The organism is Chitinophaga pollutisoli (assembly GCF_038396755.1).
Lineage (GTDB): Bacteria > Bacteroidota > Bacteroidia > Chitinophagales > Chitinophagaceae > Chitinophaga > Chitinophaga pollutisoli.
The window spans coordinates 4,060,001-4,080,206 of the sequence record NZ_CP149822.1; the positions used below are offsets into that span (position 1 = coordinate 4,060,001).

The 20,206-nt window shown below is 53.4% G+C and carries 17 protein-coding genes, 2 rRNA genes and 1 pseudogene (1 of these 20 only partly in view); 18 read left to right on the plus strand and 2 right to left on the minus strand.

Features of this window, described 5'->3' with window-relative positions; all coding sequences use genetic code 11:
* The 3 genes from WJU16_RS17005 to WJU16_RS17015 all read left to right on the plus strand — a co-directional run.
* Nucleotides 1-381: ribosomal RNA gene (locus WJU16_RS17005) — 23S ribosomal RNA — on the plus strand (it extends 2,500 nt beyond the left edge of the window).
* A gap of 128 nt (nt 382-509) precedes the next feature.
* A 5S ribosomal RNA gene (gene rrf, locus WJU16_RS17010) occupies nt 510-621 on the plus strand.
* 802 nt (nt 622-1,423) lie between these two features.
* Nucleotides 1,424-2,269, plus strand: a complete 846-nt coding sequence (locus WJU16_RS17015) for a hypothetical protein (RefSeq protein WP_404980349.1) — start codon at nt 1,424-1,426, stop codon at nt 2,267-2,269.
* Between the two features lie 295 nt (nt 2,270-2,564).
* Here the strand turns inward: WJU16_RS17015 and hisS are convergent, their stop codons facing one another.
* On the minus strand, nt 2,565-3,908 hold the full coding sequence (hisS, locus tag WJU16_RS17020; RefSeq protein ID WP_341834660.1) for a histidine--tRNA ligase: 1,344 nt from the start codon (nt 3,906-3,908) through the stop codon (nt 2,565-2,567).
* Nucleotides 3,909-3,938: 30 nt separating this feature from the next.
* Nucleotides 3,939-4,372 (minus strand): annotated as a pseudogene (locus tag WJU16_RS17025) (low molecular weight protein-tyrosine-phosphatase).
* Between the two features lie 574 nt (nt 4,373-4,946).
* Here WJU16_RS17025 and WJU16_RS17035 point away from each other — a divergent pair.
* The 15 genes from WJU16_RS17035 (at nt 4,947) to nuoL (ending at nt 20,198) form a co-directional block, all read left to right on the plus strand.
* The gene (locus tag WJU16_RS17035; protein WP_341834662.1) at nt 4,947-5,843 is read left to right on the plus strand and encodes a substrate-binding domain-containing protein; all 897 of its coding nucleotides are present in this window, start codon (nt 4,947-4,949) and stop codon (nt 5,841-5,843) included.
* A gap of 58 nt (nt 5,844-5,901) precedes the next feature.
* Nucleotides 5,902-7,620: a tetratricopeptide repeat protein gene (locus tag WJU16_RS17040; protein WP_341834663.1), complete on the plus strand. Its 1,719-nt coding sequence runs from the start codon at nt 5,902-5,904 to the stop codon at nt 7,618-7,620.
* 240 nt (nt 7,621-7,860) lie between these two features.
* Nucleotides 7,861-9,573, plus strand: a complete 1,713-nt coding sequence (locus WJU16_RS17045; RefSeq protein WP_341834664.1) for a tetratricopeptide repeat protein — start codon at nt 7,861-7,863, stop codon at nt 9,571-9,573.
* Nucleotides 9,574-9,921: 348 nt separating this feature from the next.
* Nucleotides 9,922-10,215: an NADH-quinone oxidoreductase subunit A gene (locus WJU16_RS17050; protein WP_341834665.1), complete on the plus strand. Its 294-nt coding sequence runs from the start codon at nt 9,922-9,924 to the stop codon at nt 10,213-10,215.
* Nucleotides 10,216-10,278: 63 nt separating this feature from the next.
* Nucleotides 10,279-10,842 (plus strand): NADH-quinone oxidoreductase subunit B, encoded by a 564-nt coding sequence (locus WJU16_RS17055; protein ID WP_341834666.1) that lies wholly within the window; start codon nt 10,279-10,281, stop codon nt 10,840-10,842.
* Nucleotides 10,843-10,861: 19 nt separating this feature from the next.
* On the plus strand, nt 10,862-11,383 hold the full coding sequence (locus WJU16_RS17060; protein ID WP_341834667.1) for an NADH-quinone oxidoreductase subunit C: 522 nt from the start codon (nt 10,862-10,864) through the stop codon (nt 11,381-11,383).
* Between the two features lie 24 nt (nt 11,384-11,407).
* Complete coding sequence (locus WJU16_RS17065; protein ID WP_341834668.1) at nt 11,408-12,622, plus strand: NADH-quinone oxidoreductase subunit D; 1,215 nt, start codon at nt 11,408-11,410, stop codon at nt 12,620-12,622.
* 108 nt (nt 12,623-12,730) lie between these two features.
* Nucleotides 12,731-13,228 carry an NAD(P)H-dependent oxidoreductase subunit E gene (locus WJU16_RS17070; protein ID WP_341834669.1) on the plus strand — a complete coding sequence of 166 codons (498 nt, stop codon included), beginning with the start codon at nt 12,731-12,733 and terminating at the stop codon, nt 13,226-13,228.
* A gap of 120 nt (nt 13,229-13,348) precedes the next feature.
* Nucleotides 13,349-14,707 carry an NADH-quinone oxidoreductase subunit NuoF gene (gene nuoF, locus WJU16_RS17075; RefSeq protein WP_341834670.1) on the plus strand — a complete coding sequence of 453 codons (1,359 nt, stop codon included), beginning with the start codon at nt 13,349-13,351 and terminating at the stop codon, nt 14,705-14,707.
* Between the two features lie 39 nt (nt 14,708-14,746).
* Nucleotides 14,747-15,853 carry a 2Fe-2S iron-sulfur cluster-binding protein gene (locus tag WJU16_RS17080; RefSeq protein ID WP_341834671.1) on the plus strand — a complete coding sequence of 369 codons (1,107 nt, stop codon included), beginning with the start codon at nt 14,747-14,749 and terminating at the stop codon, nt 15,851-15,853.
* A gap of 6 nt (nt 15,854-15,859) precedes the next feature.
* Nucleotides 15,860-16,912 (plus strand): NADH-quinone oxidoreductase subunit NuoH, encoded by a 1,053-nt coding sequence (nuoH, locus tag WJU16_RS17085; protein WP_341834672.1) that lies wholly within the window; start codon nt 15,860-15,862, stop codon nt 16,910-16,912.
* A gap of 18 nt (nt 16,913-16,930) precedes the next feature.
* Complete coding sequence (nuoI, locus tag WJU16_RS17090; RefSeq protein ID WP_341834673.1) at nt 16,931-17,449, plus strand: NADH-quinone oxidoreductase subunit NuoI; 519 nt, start codon at nt 16,931-16,933, stop codon at nt 17,447-17,449.
* Nucleotides 17,450-17,465: 16 nt separating this feature from the next.
* A complete protein-coding gene (locus WJU16_RS17095; RefSeq protein WP_341834674.1) occupies nt 17,466-17,948 on the plus strand; it encodes an NADH-quinone oxidoreductase subunit J in 483 nt (160 codons plus the stop codon).
* A gap of 11 nt (nt 17,949-17,959) precedes the next feature.
* Entirely contained in the window at nt 17,960-18,277 is a 318-nt protein-coding gene (gene nuoK / locus WJU16_RS17100) for an NADH-quinone oxidoreductase subunit NuoK (RefSeq protein ID WP_126249360.1), read from the plus strand.
* A gap of 22 nt (nt 18,278-18,299) precedes the next feature.
* On the plus strand, nt 18,300-20,198 hold the full coding sequence (nuoL, locus tag WJU16_RS17105; RefSeq protein WP_341834675.1) for an NADH-quinone oxidoreductase subunit L: 1,899 nt from the start codon (nt 18,300-18,302) through the stop codon (nt 20,196-20,198).
* The last annotated feature ends 8 nt before the right edge of the window (nt 20,199-20,206 follow it).

Below are 20,206 nucleotides of genomic sequence, written 5' to 3' on the forward strand. Positions count from 1 at the left end.
GTCGGTTCGTCACATCCTGGGGCTGGAGAAGGTCCCAAGGGTTCGGCTGTTCGCCGATTAAAGTGGCACGTGAACTGGGTTCAGAACGTCGCAAGACAGTTCGGTCCCTATCTGTTGTGATCGTTAGTAAATTGAGAGGACATGACCTTAGTACGAGAGGACCGGGTCGTACGTACCGCTGGTGTATCTGTTGTGCCGCCAGGTGCAGTGCAGAGTAGCTATGTACGGGCAAGATAAACGCTGAAAGCATCTAAGCGTGAAACTTACCTCAAGATGAGTTTACTTTTAAGGGCCGTCAGAGACTATGACGTTGATAGGTTACAGGTGTAAGGGTGGTAACATCGAAGCCGAGTAATACTAATTGCCCGTAAGCTTTAATTTTATTATGCTCTTTCTCTGAAAAGAGCGTGTTTTACAACTTCCCGATATGTAAATTTATTAGTAGTAAGATACTAGGATCACCGTTCGAATCATCGAAAGATAAAACGAACAGCATCCATCTAAGATCTTATGGTGGTTTTACCGAGGGTGTTCACCTCTTCCCATTCCGAACAGAGAAGTTAAGCCCCTCATGGCCGATGGTACTGCACTATCATGCGGGAGAGTAGGTAGCTGCCATATTTATTGAAAAAAGGTTCAGGAGAAATCCTGGACCTTTTTTTATTTGTACCTGCTACATTTCAATTTTAAACACATCAAATTTACCGTGCCTTACCGATATGCGGGTATGATGCGAATTACTTCCCAATGGATTCAATTATTAATTTGAGCGAATTGCTTCATGCGCGAACTAAATCGTAGAAACCGAATCTGTTTATAGACACTAACTTTCGCTGCAAGGTTTTTTACTTCTACAATTTTATATTAGCAAATTGCGCCCTCTTTTTGCCCCGACATCGAGTAATTTCACTTTCCACCAGCAACCTTCCACAATACAAAACGCCCCCCACTTTTAATTACTTCGGAATGAATTCGGGCCCTATTTTGGTCGAGCGCAGCAATACTGTTCATTTGTGCTAAATGGCAATTAGTTGAGTCCCCTCATGGTATTATTAATTCACAATACACTCATTAACAGCAAGCTACATCGTTGAGTAAATTAGCACTGCATAACCCCAAATCTTGCGGAAGGCATGTTAATACATTTGCATGAATTATCCCTGAGGCAAATAGCAGTTGTACACTTGTTCCGGAATCAATCTGCTTTTTCCAAGCCATTAATTGGCTCTTTAACCTACTTCCGCCTACTTCCGTAGAAATTCCATAATCCTTTCATCAGGAAATATTTTACTACGCAAATACAATGCGTAGTGAATGCGGAAATTCATCTTCCCAACAAACCTGGATATGTATGAAACCGCTGAAAAATAAAGTTATGCTTGTGGCAGGCGCCACAAGAGGAGCCGGAAGGGGCATTGCCGCTATGCTGGGCGAAGCCGGCGCCACCGTATACTGTACCGGCCGTAGTGTGAGAGGAGCACTGGCCTCGGGCCCCCAGCGCCCGGAAACCATCGAGGAAACGGCCGAAATCGTTACGCAATTGGGTGGTGCAGGAATCCCCGTGCAGACAGACCATAGCAAAGAAGCCGACGTAATCGCCCTGATGGACCGGATCCGCGCAGACCATGGTCATCTCGACGTACTCGTGAACGACGTATGGGGCGGCGACGCCCTCATGCAATGGGGCCAGCCTTTCTGGGAAAACGATCTATCAAAGGGATTCCAGATGATGCGCCAGGCCATCGATACCCACATTATCACCGCGAAGTATGCGGTCCCCCTGATGCTTCCAAAAAACAAGGACTTATCGTCGAAATCACCGACGGAGATGGCTATTTCTACCGCGGACAGCTCTTCTACGATCTGGTCAAAACAACAATCATTCGCCTGGCATACAATATGGCGCAGGATCTGGAGCCCCACAACATCGGCGCCCTCGCCGTCACCCCCGGTTTCCTCCGCTCAGAAGCCATGCTCGAGCACTTCGGTGTCACCGAGAACAACTGGAAAGACGGCACCGCCGTCGATCCTAACTTTATCGCCTCGGAAACACCCTGGTTTGTTGGCCGCGCCGTTGCCGCCCTCGCCGCCGATCCTAACGTTTTCGAAAAAAGAGGTAAAGTCTTCAGTTCCTGGAACCTCTCCGATGAATATGGATTTACCGACCAAAACGGTGCCCGCCCGCATTGGGGCAACTACGTCAAAACAACCATCCCGGAATATATGCACAAACCGCTCGATGACGAATTCTATAGCTACTGGAAATTGATTTCAGGCAAAAAGATCGGCGCGGACGCATGGGGTTGACTTACACGGTAGCCCGCTATCATAGCTAATTTGAATCGCCGCGGAGGAGAATGTACATCGACTGACAGATCAAAGAGCGGCGATACCGATGGCATATTTGTACCGTGTACAATACAGTCCCGTCGCGGATCGTAGCCAACAAAGCGAGGGCCGCCACAACGGTCGTGTATCCACAACCATTCAACCATCAAACAATAGAAATCAAAAAGGCGCCGGAAGTTCGGCGCCTTTTACAAGATCTTGCGGGCTTGCCACTATTAAAAAACAAAAGCTTCCAGCTCTTCAATGCTAAGCTGGTGGCGCTGTTTACCCGTCATATTTTTGAGGAACACCGTGCCCGGGGCATTGTCTTCCACATATCCGATATACGGCACGCCGCGCTTTTCGGCGTATTTATATTGTTTGTCCTGTTTCACATCGTCAGGGTAAATCTCTGCATTGACGCCCCGCTGCCGCAACCGCGTTACGTAGCCATACACTTCCGCCAGCTTTTCCGCTCCGGGATGGAGGAAAATAACTTGGGTACCCTGTTGCGCGGTTTCCGGGAACAATTGAAGTTCCTCTAGCACGTCGTAAATGCGATCTACGCCGAAGGAAATGCCAACGCCGGAAATACCTGGGAGCCCGAAGAGGCCTGTCAGATCGTCGTAGCGGCCGCCGCCGCCGATGCTGCCCATTTTCACCGTATCCGGGGCTTTTACCTCCACGATCATCCCGGTGTAGTAATTGAGACCCCGTGCCAGCGTCAGGTCAATTTCCGGCGGCGAACTGAATTGCGTAAGCCCGCTGCCCAGGATGAAACGCAATTCTTCCACACCTTTCAAACCCGTAGGCGAACCGGCGAAAACCTCCGCCAGGCGATCAAGCTTTTCGTCGTTACTGCCCCGTAACGCGATAAAGGCCATCACTTGCTCCACCTCGTGCGCCAGAAGCCCGCGGCCGGTTAGTTCGTCGCGGACGCCGGAGTCGCCGATTTTGTCAAGCTTGTCGATCGCGATGGTGATATCGAGCATGAGGTCGGGTCGCCCCACCAGCTCCGCGAGCCCGGTGAGCACCTTGCGGTTGTTGACTTTCATTTGGTAGCCGCCGAGGCCCAGGGAACTAAAAACGGTATCGTAAATCGACAACAGGTCGATTTCGTTCAGGAGGGAATTACTGCCCACCACGTCGGCATCGCACTGGTAGAACTCGCGGTAGCGCCCGCGCTGGGGCTTGTCGCCGCGCCATACCGGCTGCATCTGGTAACGTTTGAACGGTAGCTGCAGCTTGCCCTGGTTCATGACTACATACCGTGCGAAAGGTATGGTGAGGTCGTATTTGAGGGATTTTTCGCACAGCAGAATTCCCAGTTCACGGCTGTCTTTCGCCATTTGCGCCTGTCCGAGGATATCGCCGTTGTTGAGGATCTTGAAGATCAGTTTGTCGCCTTCCTCGCCATATTTGCCGAGCAGGGTGGAAGTGTTTTCCATAGCGGGTGTTTCCAGGGGCTGGAAGCCGAACCGCTCAAATGTCTGCCGGATGGTGGCGAAGATGTAGTTGCGCTTGCGGACCACGTCCGGCCCGAAGTCGCGTGTCCCTTGGGGGATGCTGAGTTTTGCCATGCTATTTCGCGTCAAGAATGTTAGAAAAGTTTAACCGAGGCGGACGATCCGCTCGCAGGCGTCGTGGATAAGCCGGTACACAGGCTCGAAAAGGGCGTCGTCGTACCAGGGATCAGGTACCGGCTGCTGGTCTTCCAGCAACAATTGTACCTTTTGCCGGTCGGCCTCGGAGCGCGCTTTGCGGAGAACGTCACGGTAATTGTCGAGGTCCATGACGAAGATCCGGTCGAACCGGTCAAAATCTTCCGTGGTGAACTGCCGGCCTCGGAGCCCGGAGATGTCAACCCCATTTTTTTCGCCACCGCTACCGAGCGCCGGTCGGGCGGGTGACCCACATGCCAGTCGCCGGTTCCAGCCGAATCGATTTCCCAATCCAGGCCGTTTTGGCCCGACAGGTGGCGGAGGATGCCTTCGGCAAGGGGAGACCGGCAAATGTTGCCGAGGCAGACCATCAGTATTTTCATGTAAATAAGCTTGACCGGTATCGTTTGGTAATCAATGATTTCTATGGAATCATCCCTTCGCGGCGACCCGGTTTTTCAGACCGCAAACCTACCGAATTTTCAGGGAAACCGCTAACGCATTTTGAAGGGATTGCATATGTTAAAACTTTGGTGTATTATGGAATTTGAAAGGATCGGCATCATCCTTTTGAAAGCTTTTGAAACAGCCCGAAAAATTTTTAACAATCGAATAAAAGTTTGATGCGGTAGAAAAAAGCAATTTTTTTGTATACTTGTAATTTGCCACCAATGCGACAGGAGAACGACAATACAAAACAACGGATGAACGTGCAATACCGCCCGGTGGGCGAACTGATCAGGGGAGTATTATTTATTCTTTTCGGATTGTATGCACTGTTCTCGGAGAAATTAGGAATGGGAAAACTGAACTTGTCAGAGACATGGCTGTACATATTGGCCGGCGCGTTAGGTGTTTATGGATTATTTCGTGTCTACAGGGGTATCAAACAATTATTCTTTTAACCAAGTATCACCCACAGTGCGTATGTTTTTAAAAGCTAAAAACTGGATGGGCATGGCATTGGCGACGGCTTCCGTTTCCATGCTGGCCGTAGGTTGCGGAGGCGCAGACAATTCCGGGAAAGGTGAACTGGACACCCCCACGAAAGGAGAAATCCATATCTCGGTTGATAAAACCTATCAGCCGCTGATGGAGTCCGAAATCAGGGTGTTCGAGTCGCAGTACCCGAAAGCGAAGATCATCGCCCATTACAAACCCGAAGCGGAATGCTTCAAGGATTTGTTTAACGATAGTGCGCGGCTCATAATTGTGACCCGCGACCTGAAGGAAAACGAACTGGAATATTTCAAGAAAGAAAAGATGCGTCCGCAAAGCGCCAAGCTCGCTACAGACGCCATCGCCCTGATCGTGAACCATAAAAACGCCGATTCCATCCTTACGATGGACCAGGTGCGGGAAATCATGAACGGCAAAGCGCAGAAGAAATGGAACATCGTTTTCGATGACCAGAACTCCAGCACCGTTCGTTATATCCTCGACTCCATCAACAAGGGACAACCGCTACCGCCCAATACCATGGCGGCAAAGTCCAACGAGGAAGTGCTGTCGCATGTGGAGAAGGATGTGAACGCTGTCGGCGTTATCGGTGTAAACTGGATCTCCGACACCAATGATTCCACCGCGATCGAATTCAGCAGCCGCGTTACTACGGTGAAGCTGCGCGGAGACGGATATACGGATTTCGTGAAACCGTATCAATACTATATCGGAACCAAATCTTACCCGCTCACCCGGGGGATGTTCTATATTTTGAAGGAACCGCGTCAGGGGCTGGGCTCCGGTTTCGTGACATTTTTATCATCCCAGCCAGGCCAACTTGTGATAGGTAAGTTTAAATTATTCCCTGCCCGTTTAAATATCGTGTTCCGGGAAGCCACTTTATCGGAGTAGCCATCCAATTAGAAGCTAAAAACTAAATACTGATAACACAACTAAAACCGGATTGCTCATGAACAGAAGGAAAAGTTTATTTGTAGCCATGCTCTGCATAGCCAACGGAGCTATGGCACAAACAGTGGAAGATGGTTTGAAGGATTTGTACTACGGAAAGTATCAAACTGCCAAGCAAAACCTCGAAAAAGCCATCACCGCGAAACCTACGGATGACCGCGCTTATTACTACCTCGGCATCGCCGAGTTAGGCCTGGAGAATAAAGACGCAGCCGCAGCCGCCTTCACCAAAGGCCTCACCGCCGTTCCCAATTCCCCGTTGCTCATGGTAGGACAGGGGCGTATCGATCTCCTGAACGGCAAAACTGCCGAAGCCAAGCAAAAATTCGAAGCTGCCAGCACCGCCACCGAAGGTCGTGACGGCGACGTAGCCCGTGCCATCGCCGATGCCAACACCGAAGTGAAAGGTGGCGACCGCGGTTACGCGCTCACCATCATGGAGAAACTCCTCAACAACGAAGGACGTAAGAAAAAACAAATGTATACGGCGACCGCAGCCGATTACATCGAACTGGGCGACGCTTACCGTTTCCTGGGCGGTGAAAACGGCGGCAAAGCGATCACTACTTACGAAAAAGCACTCGAGGTAGACGCCAACAACGCCGAAGCCGTGATGAAACAAGGCCTGGTAAACTATAACGCCCGCCTGCTCCAGCAAGCCGTGGCAGATTGGGCCAAAGCCACCAACATGGACGCGAACTACGCACCTGCGTATTTCGAACTGTACCAGTTCTACATTACCCAGCGCAAGGAACAATTCTCCCTCCCCCATGCCGCGCAATACCTGCAGAAGTATGTGGAAGTAAGTGATCCTTCCGACAAGGCGAAGAACGAATACTACCTGGCGGCCATCAACTTCTACCAAAAAGATTATGACGGTGCCATCGCGAAAGCGAAAGCCCTGCTGCCCACGGCAAACGAAGTTTACAAAGGTAAACTCACCTTGCTGGCTGCCGATGCCCACCTGCAGAAAGGCGACTCCCTTTCCGCAAAAGCACTCATGGACGAGCGCGTGAAATCCGTTCCGGCAGATCAGCTGCAGGCGAACGATTACAAACTGCTCAGCGCCATTTACACCAAACTGAAAAATTCCGATTCCGCCACGCAGGCCGGATACCAGGAAACCGCCGGTTTGTACCTGGAGAAATTCGCTGAAACCGATACTACCACCGACGCGGAGAAATTCCGCAACGTGGCCGACGCATACAAAGAAATGCGTAACTACGGTAAAGCCGCTACCTGGTACGGCAAAGCACTGGAAGTAAAAGACAACCCCGGCGCTATGACCGACCACTTCTACAAAGCATTCTATGAGTACTACGCTGCCCAATACGGTGCATCCGACTCCTCCTGGACCAGCTTCACCGAGAAGTATCCCACCCAGCCCACTGCGTTCTACTGGAAAGGCATGGCTAACTTCGCCCTCGACCAGCAGGCCAAGGAAGGCCGCGGTAAAGAGGCCTTCGAGAAATACATCTCAATGGTGAAGCCCGAAGACGAAGCCCGCAACAAGCGCTTCCTCCTCAACGCTTACACCTACCTGATGCTGTATCACTACAATAAGGAAGATCAGGCCGCCATGCAGCCCTGGATGGATAAGCTGGTAGCGATCGACCCGAACAATGATACCGTGCGCCAGGTGAAGGAATTCCTCGAATCCTCCAACAAAGCCGCAGGCAGCTCCGCGAAAGCAGCCACCGCCAACGGTTCTAAATAATTCCAGGTTTTAATCCAGGATTACCGGCAGCGCCCACACGGGCGCTGCTTTTTTTATGCCCCTTTTTAACGTTTCCTCCATTGTTTTTACCGGAATATTTAAGTAAATTCAGAGGCGGAGCCTGCCTGTATCGTGGCCGCAGCCACCATTCTGGCATGTTTTTTTATTACTAGAACCCATACCGCAGTCGAACCAATTGGCCCCGGTAATGTTTAGTTAACGGTTTAAAACAATTTTAACATGAAGAAGCATATCAGTACCGTGGTTGCCCTCTTCCTCCTCGCAGGCGGGGCAATGGCGCAAACGATAGATGACGGGCTCAAAAACCTTTATTACGGAAAATACGCTACCGCCAAATCCGATTTCGAGAAGGTGGTGGCTGCCAAACCCACGGATGATCGGGCGTATTATTACCTCGGCATCGCGGAACTTGGAACGGAGAATAAAGATGGTGCCGCCGCTGCCTTCCAGAAAGGCCTGCAGGCCGTGCCCAACTCGCCCCTCCTCACCGCCGGCCTCGGCCGTATCGACCTCCTTAATGGCAACGCCGCCGCAGCCCGCCAGAAGTTCGATGCCGCCCTCGCCGCTACGGCTAAAAATAAGAATGGAGACGTATCCCGCGCCATCGCGGACGCCAATACGGAAGTTAAAGGGGGCGACAAAGCCTTTGCCCTCACCGTCATGGAAACGCTCCTGGCCGGCAACGACGGCCGGAAGGGATATAAACCCGTCGCCGCCGATTATATCGAGCTGGGCGACGTATACCGCTACCTCGGCGGCGAAAACGGCGGTAAAGCCATCGAAGCCTATGAAAAGGCCCTGGAGCTGGAGGATAAGAATGCTGAAGCCATCCTGAAACGCGGCCAGGTGAATTATAATGCTAAACTCCTGGAGCAGGCCGTGGCCGACTGGGCGCAAGCCACCACGCTGGACCCGAATTATGCCCCGGCTTTCTACGAACTGTACCAGTTCTACTACACTCCGAAGCCCCGGCAGTTCTCGCTGCCCAAAGCAAAGGAGAATCTGCAGAAGTACCTGGCACTCTCCGACCAGGCCGATAAAACCCGGAACGAGTATTATCTCGCCTCCATCATGTTCCTCGACCGCGATTATGCAGGCGCCATTTCCAAAGCCCAGGCCATCATCCCCCAGGCTAACGACGCTTACAAAATCAAGCTGGAACGCCTGATCGCCGATGCGTACCTCCAAAAAGGCGATTCCCTCGGCGCCCGCAAGCAATTCGACGAATATTCCGCGCGCCTGGGCGAAAGCAAGCTGGAGCCCATCGACTACAAGCTCGGCAGCGAAATCTACAGCCGTATCAAACTGGGCGATTCCACTCAGCAGGCGGCCATCGACCAGCAATCGCTCAATTTCCTGGAGAAATACGCTACTTCTGACACCGCGAAGGACCTGGACCGCTACGAAAGCGTGGCCAAAGCCTTCCAGCAAGCGCGGGTATTCGATAAAGCGGGGGAGTGGTACCAGAAATTCGCAGACCTGAAGGTGGAAAAAGGGGAAAAACCCTCCGCTCTCGACCTCTTTAACATTGGCCAGCAATACTATTACGCCTCCAACGGCGGTACCGATACCGTAATGTTGGGCAAATCTTCCGCTGCTTTCGGGCAACTGACCGCCGCTTACCCGGATCTGACCACCGGTCACTTCTGGCAGGGGATGGCGGCCGCGGCCCGCGACGTGGAAGCCAAAACCGGCGTTGCACAGCCGTTCTTCGATAAATATCTCGCGCTGGCTGAAACCGATCCCGCCAAAAACAAAGCCGGCCTCATCAAAGCGTACACATACCTGATGGTATATTACTACAACAAGGACGACAAGGCCAACATGCAGAAGTTCATGGATAAACTCACCCCGCTGGACCCTGAGAGCGAGCCCGTGAAACAGATCAAGGATATCATGAGCAAGCCCCAGCAAAGAGGCGGCGGCAGGTAATAAATATTTAAATTTCAAGGATTTGAAATACACGGCCCGGGAACGTCCCCGGGCCGTTTTTGTGCTATGCGCTTAGTCTCAATCGATTACACAAACGGGTGAGGGATTTGGGAAACTGCGGAAACCAACATCACATATTTTATTATATTACATATACAAAAAAAGATTAGATTTTCGGGATTGTCGATTTGAATTATAGTTTAGTTGCAGTATTTTTGCGCTTTCAGACAATATATTGGGAAGCTTATGTTTTTTGTCTCTGAATTATTGACAGCAAGCAACACGCCGGTCAGTTATTTTCCTATCCTTTTACAAGTTGTTGCTGCTTTGGGTTTTGTAGGCGTTACCATGGTTGCCACGCACTTTCTGGGCCCGAAGCGTAAGACCAGTGACAAGCTGGAGAATTTCGAAAGCGGTATCGAACAGATGGGCAACGCGCGTCAGCCGGTGGCCATCAAGTATTTCCTCACCGCGATTCTCTTCGTGTTGTTTGACGTGGAAGTCATCTTTTTCTACCCGTACGCTGTTAATTTTAAAGAGCTGGGCTGGGAAGGGTTTATGGCTATGCTCGCATTTGTCTGCTTCTTCATGAGTGGTTTCTACTACATCATCAAGAAAGGAGCCCTGAAGTGGGAAGATTAGTACTTAGTTAACTATTAATAAATTCCTGCCGTGTGAATGCGGTGGGGAAGGAGGGTAAAGATTATGTCTCGTCCTGTTCAGTTTAATACCAATGTGAAGGTGGTCGAAATGCCGGAAGGCTATAGCGGAGAAGGATTCTTTGCCACCTCGTTCGATAAGGTAATCGGCATGGCCCGGAAAAATTCCATCTGGCCGCTGCCTTTCGCCACATCCTGCTGTGGCATCGAGTTCATGGCGACCATGGCCGCTCACTATGACCTGGCGCGTTTCGGTTCCGAGCGTATCGGTTTTACGCCCCGCCAGTGCGACCTGCTGATGGTGATGGGTACCATTGCCAAGAAGATGGGCCCCGTACTGCGCCAGGTGTACCTGCAGATGGCCGAGCCCCGCTGGGTGATCGCCGTTGGCGCCTGCGCCAGCAGCGGTGGTATCTTTGATACCTACTCCGTGTTGCAGGGGATCGATCAGGTGATACCGGTGGATGTGTACGTTCCCGGATGCCCCCCGCGCCCGGAAGCCATACTGGACGGCGTAATGCGCATCCAGGACCTGGTGGGCCAGGAAAGCCTGCGCCGCCGCCACAGCGACCGGTATAAGGATCTGATGAATTCCTACGGAATACAATAGTCACGATAATAGCGATTACATGTCTTTGACGAATGAGCATATCAAGAACAGGCTGGTCGAGAAGTTCGGCGAGGCGTTGACCAATTTTGAGGAGTCGTACGGCATCATGTCGTTTCACGCGCCCAAAGAGATCAATCTGAAAGTCATGCAGTTTCTCTACGATGAAGAGGACCTGCAATTCCGTTTTATGACCGACCTCTGCGGCGTACATTACCCGGATAACGCAGGCGCCGAACTGGGCGTGGTGTACCACCTGCACAACCTCGTGCAGAACGTCCGCCTCCGCTTCAAGGTGTTTGCCTCCGTGGCCACGCCGCAGGTGTTCACCGCCACGCAGCTGTTTGCCACCGCCAACTGGCAGGAGAGGGAAACATACGATTTCTACGGGATCGACTTTGTAGGGCATCCGAACCTGCGCCGTATCCTGAACGTGGACGAAATGGACTATTTCCCCATGCGCAAGGAATTCCCGCTGGAAGACCAGACCCGCGTAGACAAAGACGATGAGATGTTTGGCCGCGGCGGAAGCGTCGGCATTTAAGTTTAACTTTTAGCAATTCAGGATATGTCTGATCACCATATACAATTACCGGAAGGCTCGATAGAGAAGCAGACCAACACGCTCAACCTGGGTCCTACCCACCCCGCCACCCACGGCGTTTTCCAGAACATCCTGGAAATGGACGGCGAGCGCATCGTTTCCGCGACCCCTACCGTTGGTTATATTCACCGCGCATTCGAAAAAATCGCGGAACGCAAACCGTATTACCAGATCACCCCGCTGACGGACCGCCTCAACTATTGCTCGGCGCCCATCAACAATATCGGCTGGCACCTTACCGTGGAAAAACTCCTGGGGATCAAAACCCCCAAGCGCGTGGATTACCTCCGCGTGATCATCATGGAGCTGGCCCGCATCACCGACCACCTGATCTGCAACTCCGTAATCGGGGTAGACTCCGGCGCATTCACCGGCTTCCTCTACGTAATGCAGTACCGCGAGCTGGTGTATGAAATCTACGAAGAAATCTGTGGCTCCCGCCTCACCACCAATATCGGCCGCGTCGGCGGTTTCGAAAGAAACTTCACTGAAACGGCTTTTACTAAAATCCAGAAGTTCCTCGACGAATACCCGGCTGTACTGAAAGAGTTCGAAAACCTCTTCACCCGCAACCGCATCTTCATGGAACGCACCCAGGGAGTAGGCCCCATCACGGCCGAACGCGCCCTCAACTACGGATTCACCGGGCCAAACCTTCGCGCCGCAGGCGTAGACTACGACGTTCGCGTGGCTTCACCGTACAGCTCTTACGAAGACTTCGAATTCAACATTCCCGTAGGCACCACCGGCGATACTTACGACCGCTTCCTGGTGCGCAACGCGGAAATGTGGCAGAGCCTCAGCATCATCCAACAGGCGATGGACAAACTGAAAGACCTTCCGTCTGACGTGTTCCATGCCGACGTGCCGGCGTACTACCTGCCCGATAAAGAAGACGTTTATACCAAAATGGAAGCGCTCATTTATCACTTCAAGATCGTGATGGGTGAAACCGACATCCTGCCGGGCGAAGTGTACAACGCGGTCGAAGGCGCCAACGGCGAACTGGGATTCTATCTCATTTCCGACGGCGGCCGGTCGCCCTACCGTTTGCATTTCCGCAGGCCCTGCTTCATCTATTACCAGGCGTACCCGGAAATGGTGAAGGGCGCCATGCTGAGCGATGCCATCATTTGCATGTCATCCCTCAACCTGATCGCAGGCGAACTCGACGCGTAAAACTTTGGCAGGGCCCCCGCGGGCCCTGCGGCTATATATTCCCTCCTATGATCCGCAAAGAGAAACGGCGGGGGAAATTTGAAATTTAACATATAAAGACAGACAGAAATGGCCGTTCAATTTTCTGAAGAGAAGCTGAATAAAGTAAAAGAGATCATCGCCCGCTATCCGGAAGGGAAGCAGAAGAGCGCCCTGATCCCGGTGCTGCACCTGGCACAGGAATCTTTCGGCGGATGGCTCAGTGCAGACACGATGGATTATGTGGCCACCCTGCTCAGCATCGAGCCGATCGAGGTGTATGAAGTGGCTACCTTTTATTCGATGTTCAATTTGCAACCCGTGGGCAAATACCTGTTCGAGGTATGCCAGACGGGGCCCTGCATGCTTCGCGGGTCAGACGACATTATTCATTATATCAAGGAAAAGCTGGGCATTAAAATCGGGGAAACCACGGCCGACGGGCTGTTTACCCTCAAAACCGTGGAATGCCTCGGCGCCTGCGGTTACGCGCCGATGATGCAGCTGGGCAAGTTCTATAAAGAGCACCTCACCAAAGAGAAGGTGGACCAGATCATCGCGGAATGCCGCGCACAGGCGAACAACTAAAAGCTGAACCGGCTTCCTGCCGCCGAAGTGTGCGACGCAACGGGGGAGGAGGGAAGAACGGAAGCTGACCAAACGAAAAACATCACGTTGCCAAGGCAACAACTTATATAAAGCGAGACAATGGGACGTAAATTATTGTTAGACAAGGCGCATATAGAAGGCATCCGGTACTACGACGTATACCGGAAAAACGGCGGTTATGCCGCTGCTGAAAAAGCCCTGAAGAGCATGAGCCCGGATCAGGTTACGGAAGAAGTGAAGAAAAGCGGCATGAGAGGCCGCGGCGGCGCGGGCTTCCCCACAGGATTGAAATGGAGCTTCCTGGCCAAACCGGAAGGAGTGCCCCGTTACCTCGTGTGCAACGCGGACGAATCCGAACCGGGTACTTTTAAGGACCGTTACCTCATGGAGTTTCTCCCGCACCTGCTGATCGAAGGCCTGCTGATCTCCAGCTTCGCCCTCGGCGCCAATACCACTTACATCTACATCCGCGGCGAATACGCCTGGATTCCCGATATCCTCGAAGAAGCCATCGCGGAAGCGCACAAAAATGGCTGGCTCGGCAAGAATATCCAGGGTTCCGGGTTCGACCTGAACATTTACGTGCAGCGCGGCGCCGGCGCCTACATATGCGGCGAGGAAACCGCCCTGATCGAATCGCTGGAAGGCAAGCGCGGCACCCCCAGGATCAAGCCGCCATTCCCCGCTGTGAAAGGCCTGTACCAATGCCCGACCGTGGTGAACAACGTGGAAACCCTTGCGGCCATTGTTCCCATCATCAACATCGGCGGCGACGAATACGCCAAAATCGGTATCGGCAAATCCGCCGGCACCAAGCTCATCTCCGCCTGCGGCAACCTCAACAAGCCCGGCGTTTACGAGATAGAGATGAACATTTCCGTGGAAGAATTCATTTACTCCGACGAATACTGCGGCGGCATCCCCAACGGGAAACGCCTCAAAGCCTGCATCCCCGGCGGCTCCTCCGTACCCATCGTTCCAGCCAACCTGCTGCTCACCACAGCCAAAGGCGAAAAAAGGATGATGACCTACGAAAGCCTCAACGACGGCGGGTTCGCCACCGGCACCATGATGGGATCGGGCGGGTTCATCGTGCTGGACGAAGACCAGTGCGTGGTACGCCACACCCTCAGCCTGGCCCGGTTCTACCACCACGAAAGCTGCGGACAGTGCAGCCCCTGCCGCGAAGGCACCGGATGGATGGAGAAAGTGCTCAAAAACATCGAGCACGGCAAAGGAAAAATGAGCGACATCGACCTGCTGTGGGACATCCAGCGCAAGATCGAAGGCAACACCATCTGCCCCCTCGGCGACGCCGCTGCATGGCCGGTGGCTGCCGCGATCCGTCACTTCCGAGACGAGTTCGAATGGCACGTGCTGCATCCCGACGAGGCGCAGCGCCGCAACTTCGGCCTGGCGCATTACGCAGACCCGCTGCCGGTAGCTGCCGCTGTCTGATAAGGAAACAACATTATTCTTCTTTTTTACTTTTTAATAATGGCGGAAGAAAAGAAATTATTCAAGGTCAAGATTGATAATATCACGGTAGAGGTGGAGCCGGGAACCACTATCCTCAACGCTGCCCGTAACATCGGCGGCGAAGTGGTGCCCCCGGCCATGTGCTATTATTCCAAGCTGCAGGGCTCCGGCGGCAAATGCCGCACCTGCCTCGTGAAAGTGACAAAAGGCTCCGAAGCAGACCCGCGCCCCATGCCCAAGCTGGTGGCCAGCTGCCGCACAACCGTGATGGACGGGATGGAAGTGGCCAACATCACCTCCCCAGAAGTGCTCGAAGCCCGCAAGGGCGTTGTGGAGTTCCTCCTCATCAACCACCCGCTCGATTGCCCCGTGTGCGACCAGGCCGGTGAGTGCGACCTGCAGGATCTTAGCTACGAGCACGGCGTATCCGGCACCCGCTACGAATTCAAACGCCGCACTTTTGAGAAGGAAGATATCGGCGAAAATATCAAACTGCACATGACGCGCTGCATCCTTTGCTACCGCTGCGTGTTCACGGCAGACCAGCTCACGGAGAAACGCCAGCACGGCATCCTGAAGCGTGGCGACGCCTCCGAGATCAGCACCTACATGCGCGCATCCCTCGATCACACCAACTTCATCGGTAACGTGATCGACGTTTGTCCCGTTGGAGCCCTCACCGACCGTACCGCGCGCTTCAAAAACCGTGTGTGGTTCCTCAAACCGGTAGACGCGCACCGCGAATGCAGCGATCCGAAATGCTGCGGCAAAACGGTGCTCTGGATGCGCGGCGACGAGATTTTCCGCGTTACGGCCCGGAAAGATAAATACGGCGAAGTGGAAGGATTCATCTGCGATACCTGCCGTTTCGAGAAGAAAGAGGTGAAAGACTGGATCGTGGAAGGCCCCCGCAAGATTTCGCGCCACAGCGTAATCACCGCCGGCCACTACGTAGGTGTTCACAAGCCGCAGGAAACCGTCGCCAAAGTTATGGACGGCCGTCAGCCAAAACTGCTGATGGACATCCACTCGGTGAGCGAGGTGAACATGCCGCAGGTGGACCTGAGCCAGATCGACGGTCCGGCGCACTCAACCGATTTTCCCAAGAATAAAGGCGTACAATAACGAGATATGGAATTTACAATCGACTGGTATTTCCTCATAGAGAAACTGCTGCTGATTTCGGCAGTGCTGGGTATTTCCCTGGTGGTGGCGATGTACAGCACCTGGGGTGAGCGTAAAGTGGCTGCCTGGATCCAGGACCGCCGCGGGCCGAACCGCGCGGGTCCCTTTGGTTTGCTGCAGCCGCTGGCCGACGGTGGCAAGTTGTTCTTTAAAGAAGAGATCATCCCCGCGCAGGCCAACCGTTTCCTGTTCGTACTGGGCCCTTCGCTGGCCATGTTCACCGCCTGTCTCACCAGCGCCGTGATTCCCTGGGGCGACAGCCTCACCATCGCCGGCCGTGAAGTGAGCCTGCAGATCGCCGATATCAACATCGGCGTACTCTGGATCATGGCGGTTGTAGGTATGGGCGTATACGGTATCATGATCGGCGGTTGGGCATCCAACAACAAATTCTCCCTCTTGGCCGCCTGCCGCGGCGCTTCGCAGGTGATCTCCTACGAGCTGCCCATGGGCCTGGCGCTGATCGCCCTGTTCATGCTCAGCGGCTCCCTCAGCCTGAAAGACATCGTGGAGCAGCAGCGCGACGGCCTCTGGTTTGTAGTCCTGCAGCCCATCGGTTTCCTCATCTTCCTTATCTGCGCCTTTGCGGAATGTAACCGTACGCCCTTCGACCTTCCGGAAGCGGAAAATGAGCTGAATGGCGGTTACCACCTGGAGTATTCCTCCATGAAACTGGGCTTTTACCTGTTCGCGGAGTACATCAACATGTTCATCAGCTCGGTGCTGATGGCCACCCTGTACTTCGGCGGTTACGCCTTCCCGTACATGGATTCGCTGGGGCTCGACGGCAATATGCTGACGATCCTGGGGATTGTGGCGCTGTTCCTGAAAACGTTCTTCTTCATATTCCTGTTCATGTGGGTGCGCTGGACGATTCCGCGCTTCCGTTATGACCAGCTCATGAAACTCGGATGGAAAGTATTGATCCCGCTGGCATTGCTGAATATGCTCATCACTGGCGCCGTGGTACTTTTCCGTCAGAACGGTTTTAATTTTTAAACTGAAGAAACTCATCATATGCAATCTTTAACCAACAGGGCGACGCCGGTAGACAGGAGGCCCATGACTTTTGCGGAGAAACTCTACCTGCCCGCGATTGCGAAAGGTATGGGCATTACACTGAAGCACCTTTTCAAAAAGAAAGCGACGGTGAACTATCCCGAAGAAACCCGCCCTTTCAGCCCCGTGTTCCGCGGCCTGCACATCCTGAACCGCGACGAAGAAGGCCGCGAGCGCTGCACGGCGTGCGGATTGTGCGCGGTTGCCTGTCCTGCCGAAGCCATTACCATGGAAGCGGCGGAGCGTCTGCCGGGCGAGGAGCATCTGTACCGCGAGGAGAAATATGCCGCGCGTTACGAGATCAACATGCTGCGGTGCATTTTCTGCGGATTCTGCGAAGAGGCTTGCCCCAAACAGGCGGTGTACATGTCTGAAACTTTCGCGCCGGCCAACTACCAGCGTAAAGGGTTCATTTATGGGAAGGATGACATGCTGATCCCCCATCCTCAAAAACAAATCAAAGAAAACAACCAATAAGGCAATGGGAATCGATATGATAATCTTTACAGTGCTGTCTGCGATCGCCATCGCATCGGCATTGGGCGTGATCCTGAGCAAGAACCCCGTGAACAGCGTGCTATGCATGATCACCTGCTTCGTCGCCATCGCGGGCCACTACATCATGCTGAACGCACAGTTCCTGTTCGTTGTTCACCTGATCGTTTACACCGGCGCCATCATGGTACTATTCCTTTTCGTACTGATGATGATGAATCTCAACGCCGACATCGAGCCGCAGAAACGCAACTGGCTGAAATACGCGGGCGCCATTTCCGGCGGCGCACTGCTGCTGGTACTGGTAGCCGCCCTCCGCGACGCGAGCCTGCCTGCCATCCAGGGCGGCGGCAACACGGAAATCGGTCTGGTAGAAAATCTTGGTAAAACATTGTTCACCTCTTACGTGGTGCCTTTCGAACTGAGCAGCGTGCTGTTCCTCAGCGCGATGGTAGGCGCCGTAGTGATCGGTAAGAAATAAAACGTTTTCAAATGCCTGTTCAATACTACATCTTTCTCAGCATCGCCCTTTTTTGCATCGGCATCATGGGCGTACTGATGCGCAGGAACGCCATCATCATCTTCATGTGCATCGAGCTCATGCTCAACGCCGTGAACCTGCTGCTGGTGGCTTTCTCCAAAATGTGGGTCGACGCCGGCCGCATCGACGCCGCCTCCGCGCAGCTCTTTGTGTTCTTCGTCATGGTAGTGGCCGCCGCGGAAGTGTCCGTTGGCCTCGCCATCATCGTGATGATGTACCGGAATACGCACTCCGTAGATATCAACATTCTCAGCAGACTGAAAAACTAGGATTAAAAAATAGTATAGATCGATGATACATCTTGTTTGGCTGGTACCGTTTTTACCGTTGTTAGGTTTCCTGATCAATGGATTGGGCAGGAGGTATTTATCCAAGCCGCTTACCGGCTTCGTGGGCAGCGGCAGCGTAGTAGCTGCTTTCGTGATCAGCCTGCTCATCTTCTTCGAAGTGCGCACGCCCGGCTTTACGCCGCAGGTAGTGACGCTGTTCGATTTCATCAGCGTAGGCAGCCTGCACATTCCTTTTGCCTTCCAGGTAGACCAGCTGAGCGCTTTGTTCCTCCTGATCATTACCGGTGTGGGTTCCCTGATCCACATCTACTCCACCTCTTATATGCATGACGAGTCCAACGAAGGTTTTGCGCGCTACTTCGCGTACCTCAACCTCTTCGTGTTCTCCATGCTCATCCTCGTGCTCGGCGCCAACTATGTGATGATGTTCATCGGATGGGAAGGCGTAGGCCTCTGTTCTTACCTGCTCATCGGGTTCTGGTTCAGAAATATCGAATACAACAAAGCCGCGAACAAGGCTTTCATCATGAACCGCATCGGCGACTTCGGTTTCCTGCTCGGCATCTTCCTGCTCATCCAGCAGTTTGGTTCCGTGACTTTCTCGGAAGTATTGCCCCAGGCCGCTGCCATGGGCACCAACAGCGGTGTGCTCTTCGCCATCGCCATGCTGCTCTTCATCGGCGCCATGGGTAAATCGGCTCAGATTCCCCTGTACACCTGGCTCCCCGATGCAATGGCCGGGCCTACCCCCGTTTCCGCCCTCATCCACGCGGCCACGATGGTGACCGCCGGTATCTACATGGTGGCCCGCAGCAACGTGATTTATACCCTGGCCCCGCACATCCAGACGATCGTGACGCTCGTGGGCCTGGCGACCGCATTGCTCGCAGCTTCTATCGCACTGAAACAAAACGACATAAAAAAAGTACTGGCTTACTCTACCGTGAGCCAGCTTGGATACATGTTCATCGCGCTGGGCGTTGGCGCTTACACCGCCGCCGTATTCCACGTGATGACGCATGCCTTCTTCAAAGCGCTGCTGTTCCTCGGTTCGGGTTCCGTGATCCACGCCATGGGCGGGGAGCAGGACATCCGCAAGATGGGCGGCCTGAAGAAATGGATGCCCATCACCCACATCACCTTCCTGATCGGATGCCTGGCGATAGCGGGGATCCCGGGGCTGAGCGGTTTCTTCTCCAAAGACGAAATCCTCGCCCACGCCTTCGGCTACAGCCCGGTGATTTACGGTCTGGCCCTGATCGGCGCGCTGATGACGGCCTTCTACATGTTCCGTTTGTATTATATCACATTCACGGGTAAATTCCGCGGTACGCACGAGCAGGAGCACCACCTGCACGAAAGCCCCGCCGCCATTACCTTCCCGCTGATCATCCTGGCCATCCTGTCGGTGATCGGTGGATATGTGGGGATGCCCGCCGTGTTCGGCGTACCGAACCTGCTGGCGGAATACCTCAGCCCGATCTTCGCGCCTTCCATGCCTTTCCTGCACGAACATCACCTGAGCCACAGCCTCGAATGGGGACTGATGGGCCTCAGCACCGGCCTGGTGATCGTGATGATCCTGTGGGCGCGCAGCAAATTCGCCAACTATACCGACAATGGCGAGCCTACGACAGGCTTTGCCAAAGTGCTGGAAAATAAATGGTATGTAGATGAACTGTACGACGCCATCATTGTGAAGCCCCTCATGGTCCTGAGCAAATTTTTCCAGGACGTAGTAGAGCGCTCCGGCATCGACGCGCTCGTGAACGGTGTAGGCTCGGCGGTGAAATGGGGTGGAGGCCGCGCCAGGCTGTTGCAGAACGGCCAGGTAGGATTCTACATCTTCGCCATGGTTATTGGTATGATCGTATTGTTTGTGATCAGTTTGTTTTTATAAATCGATAG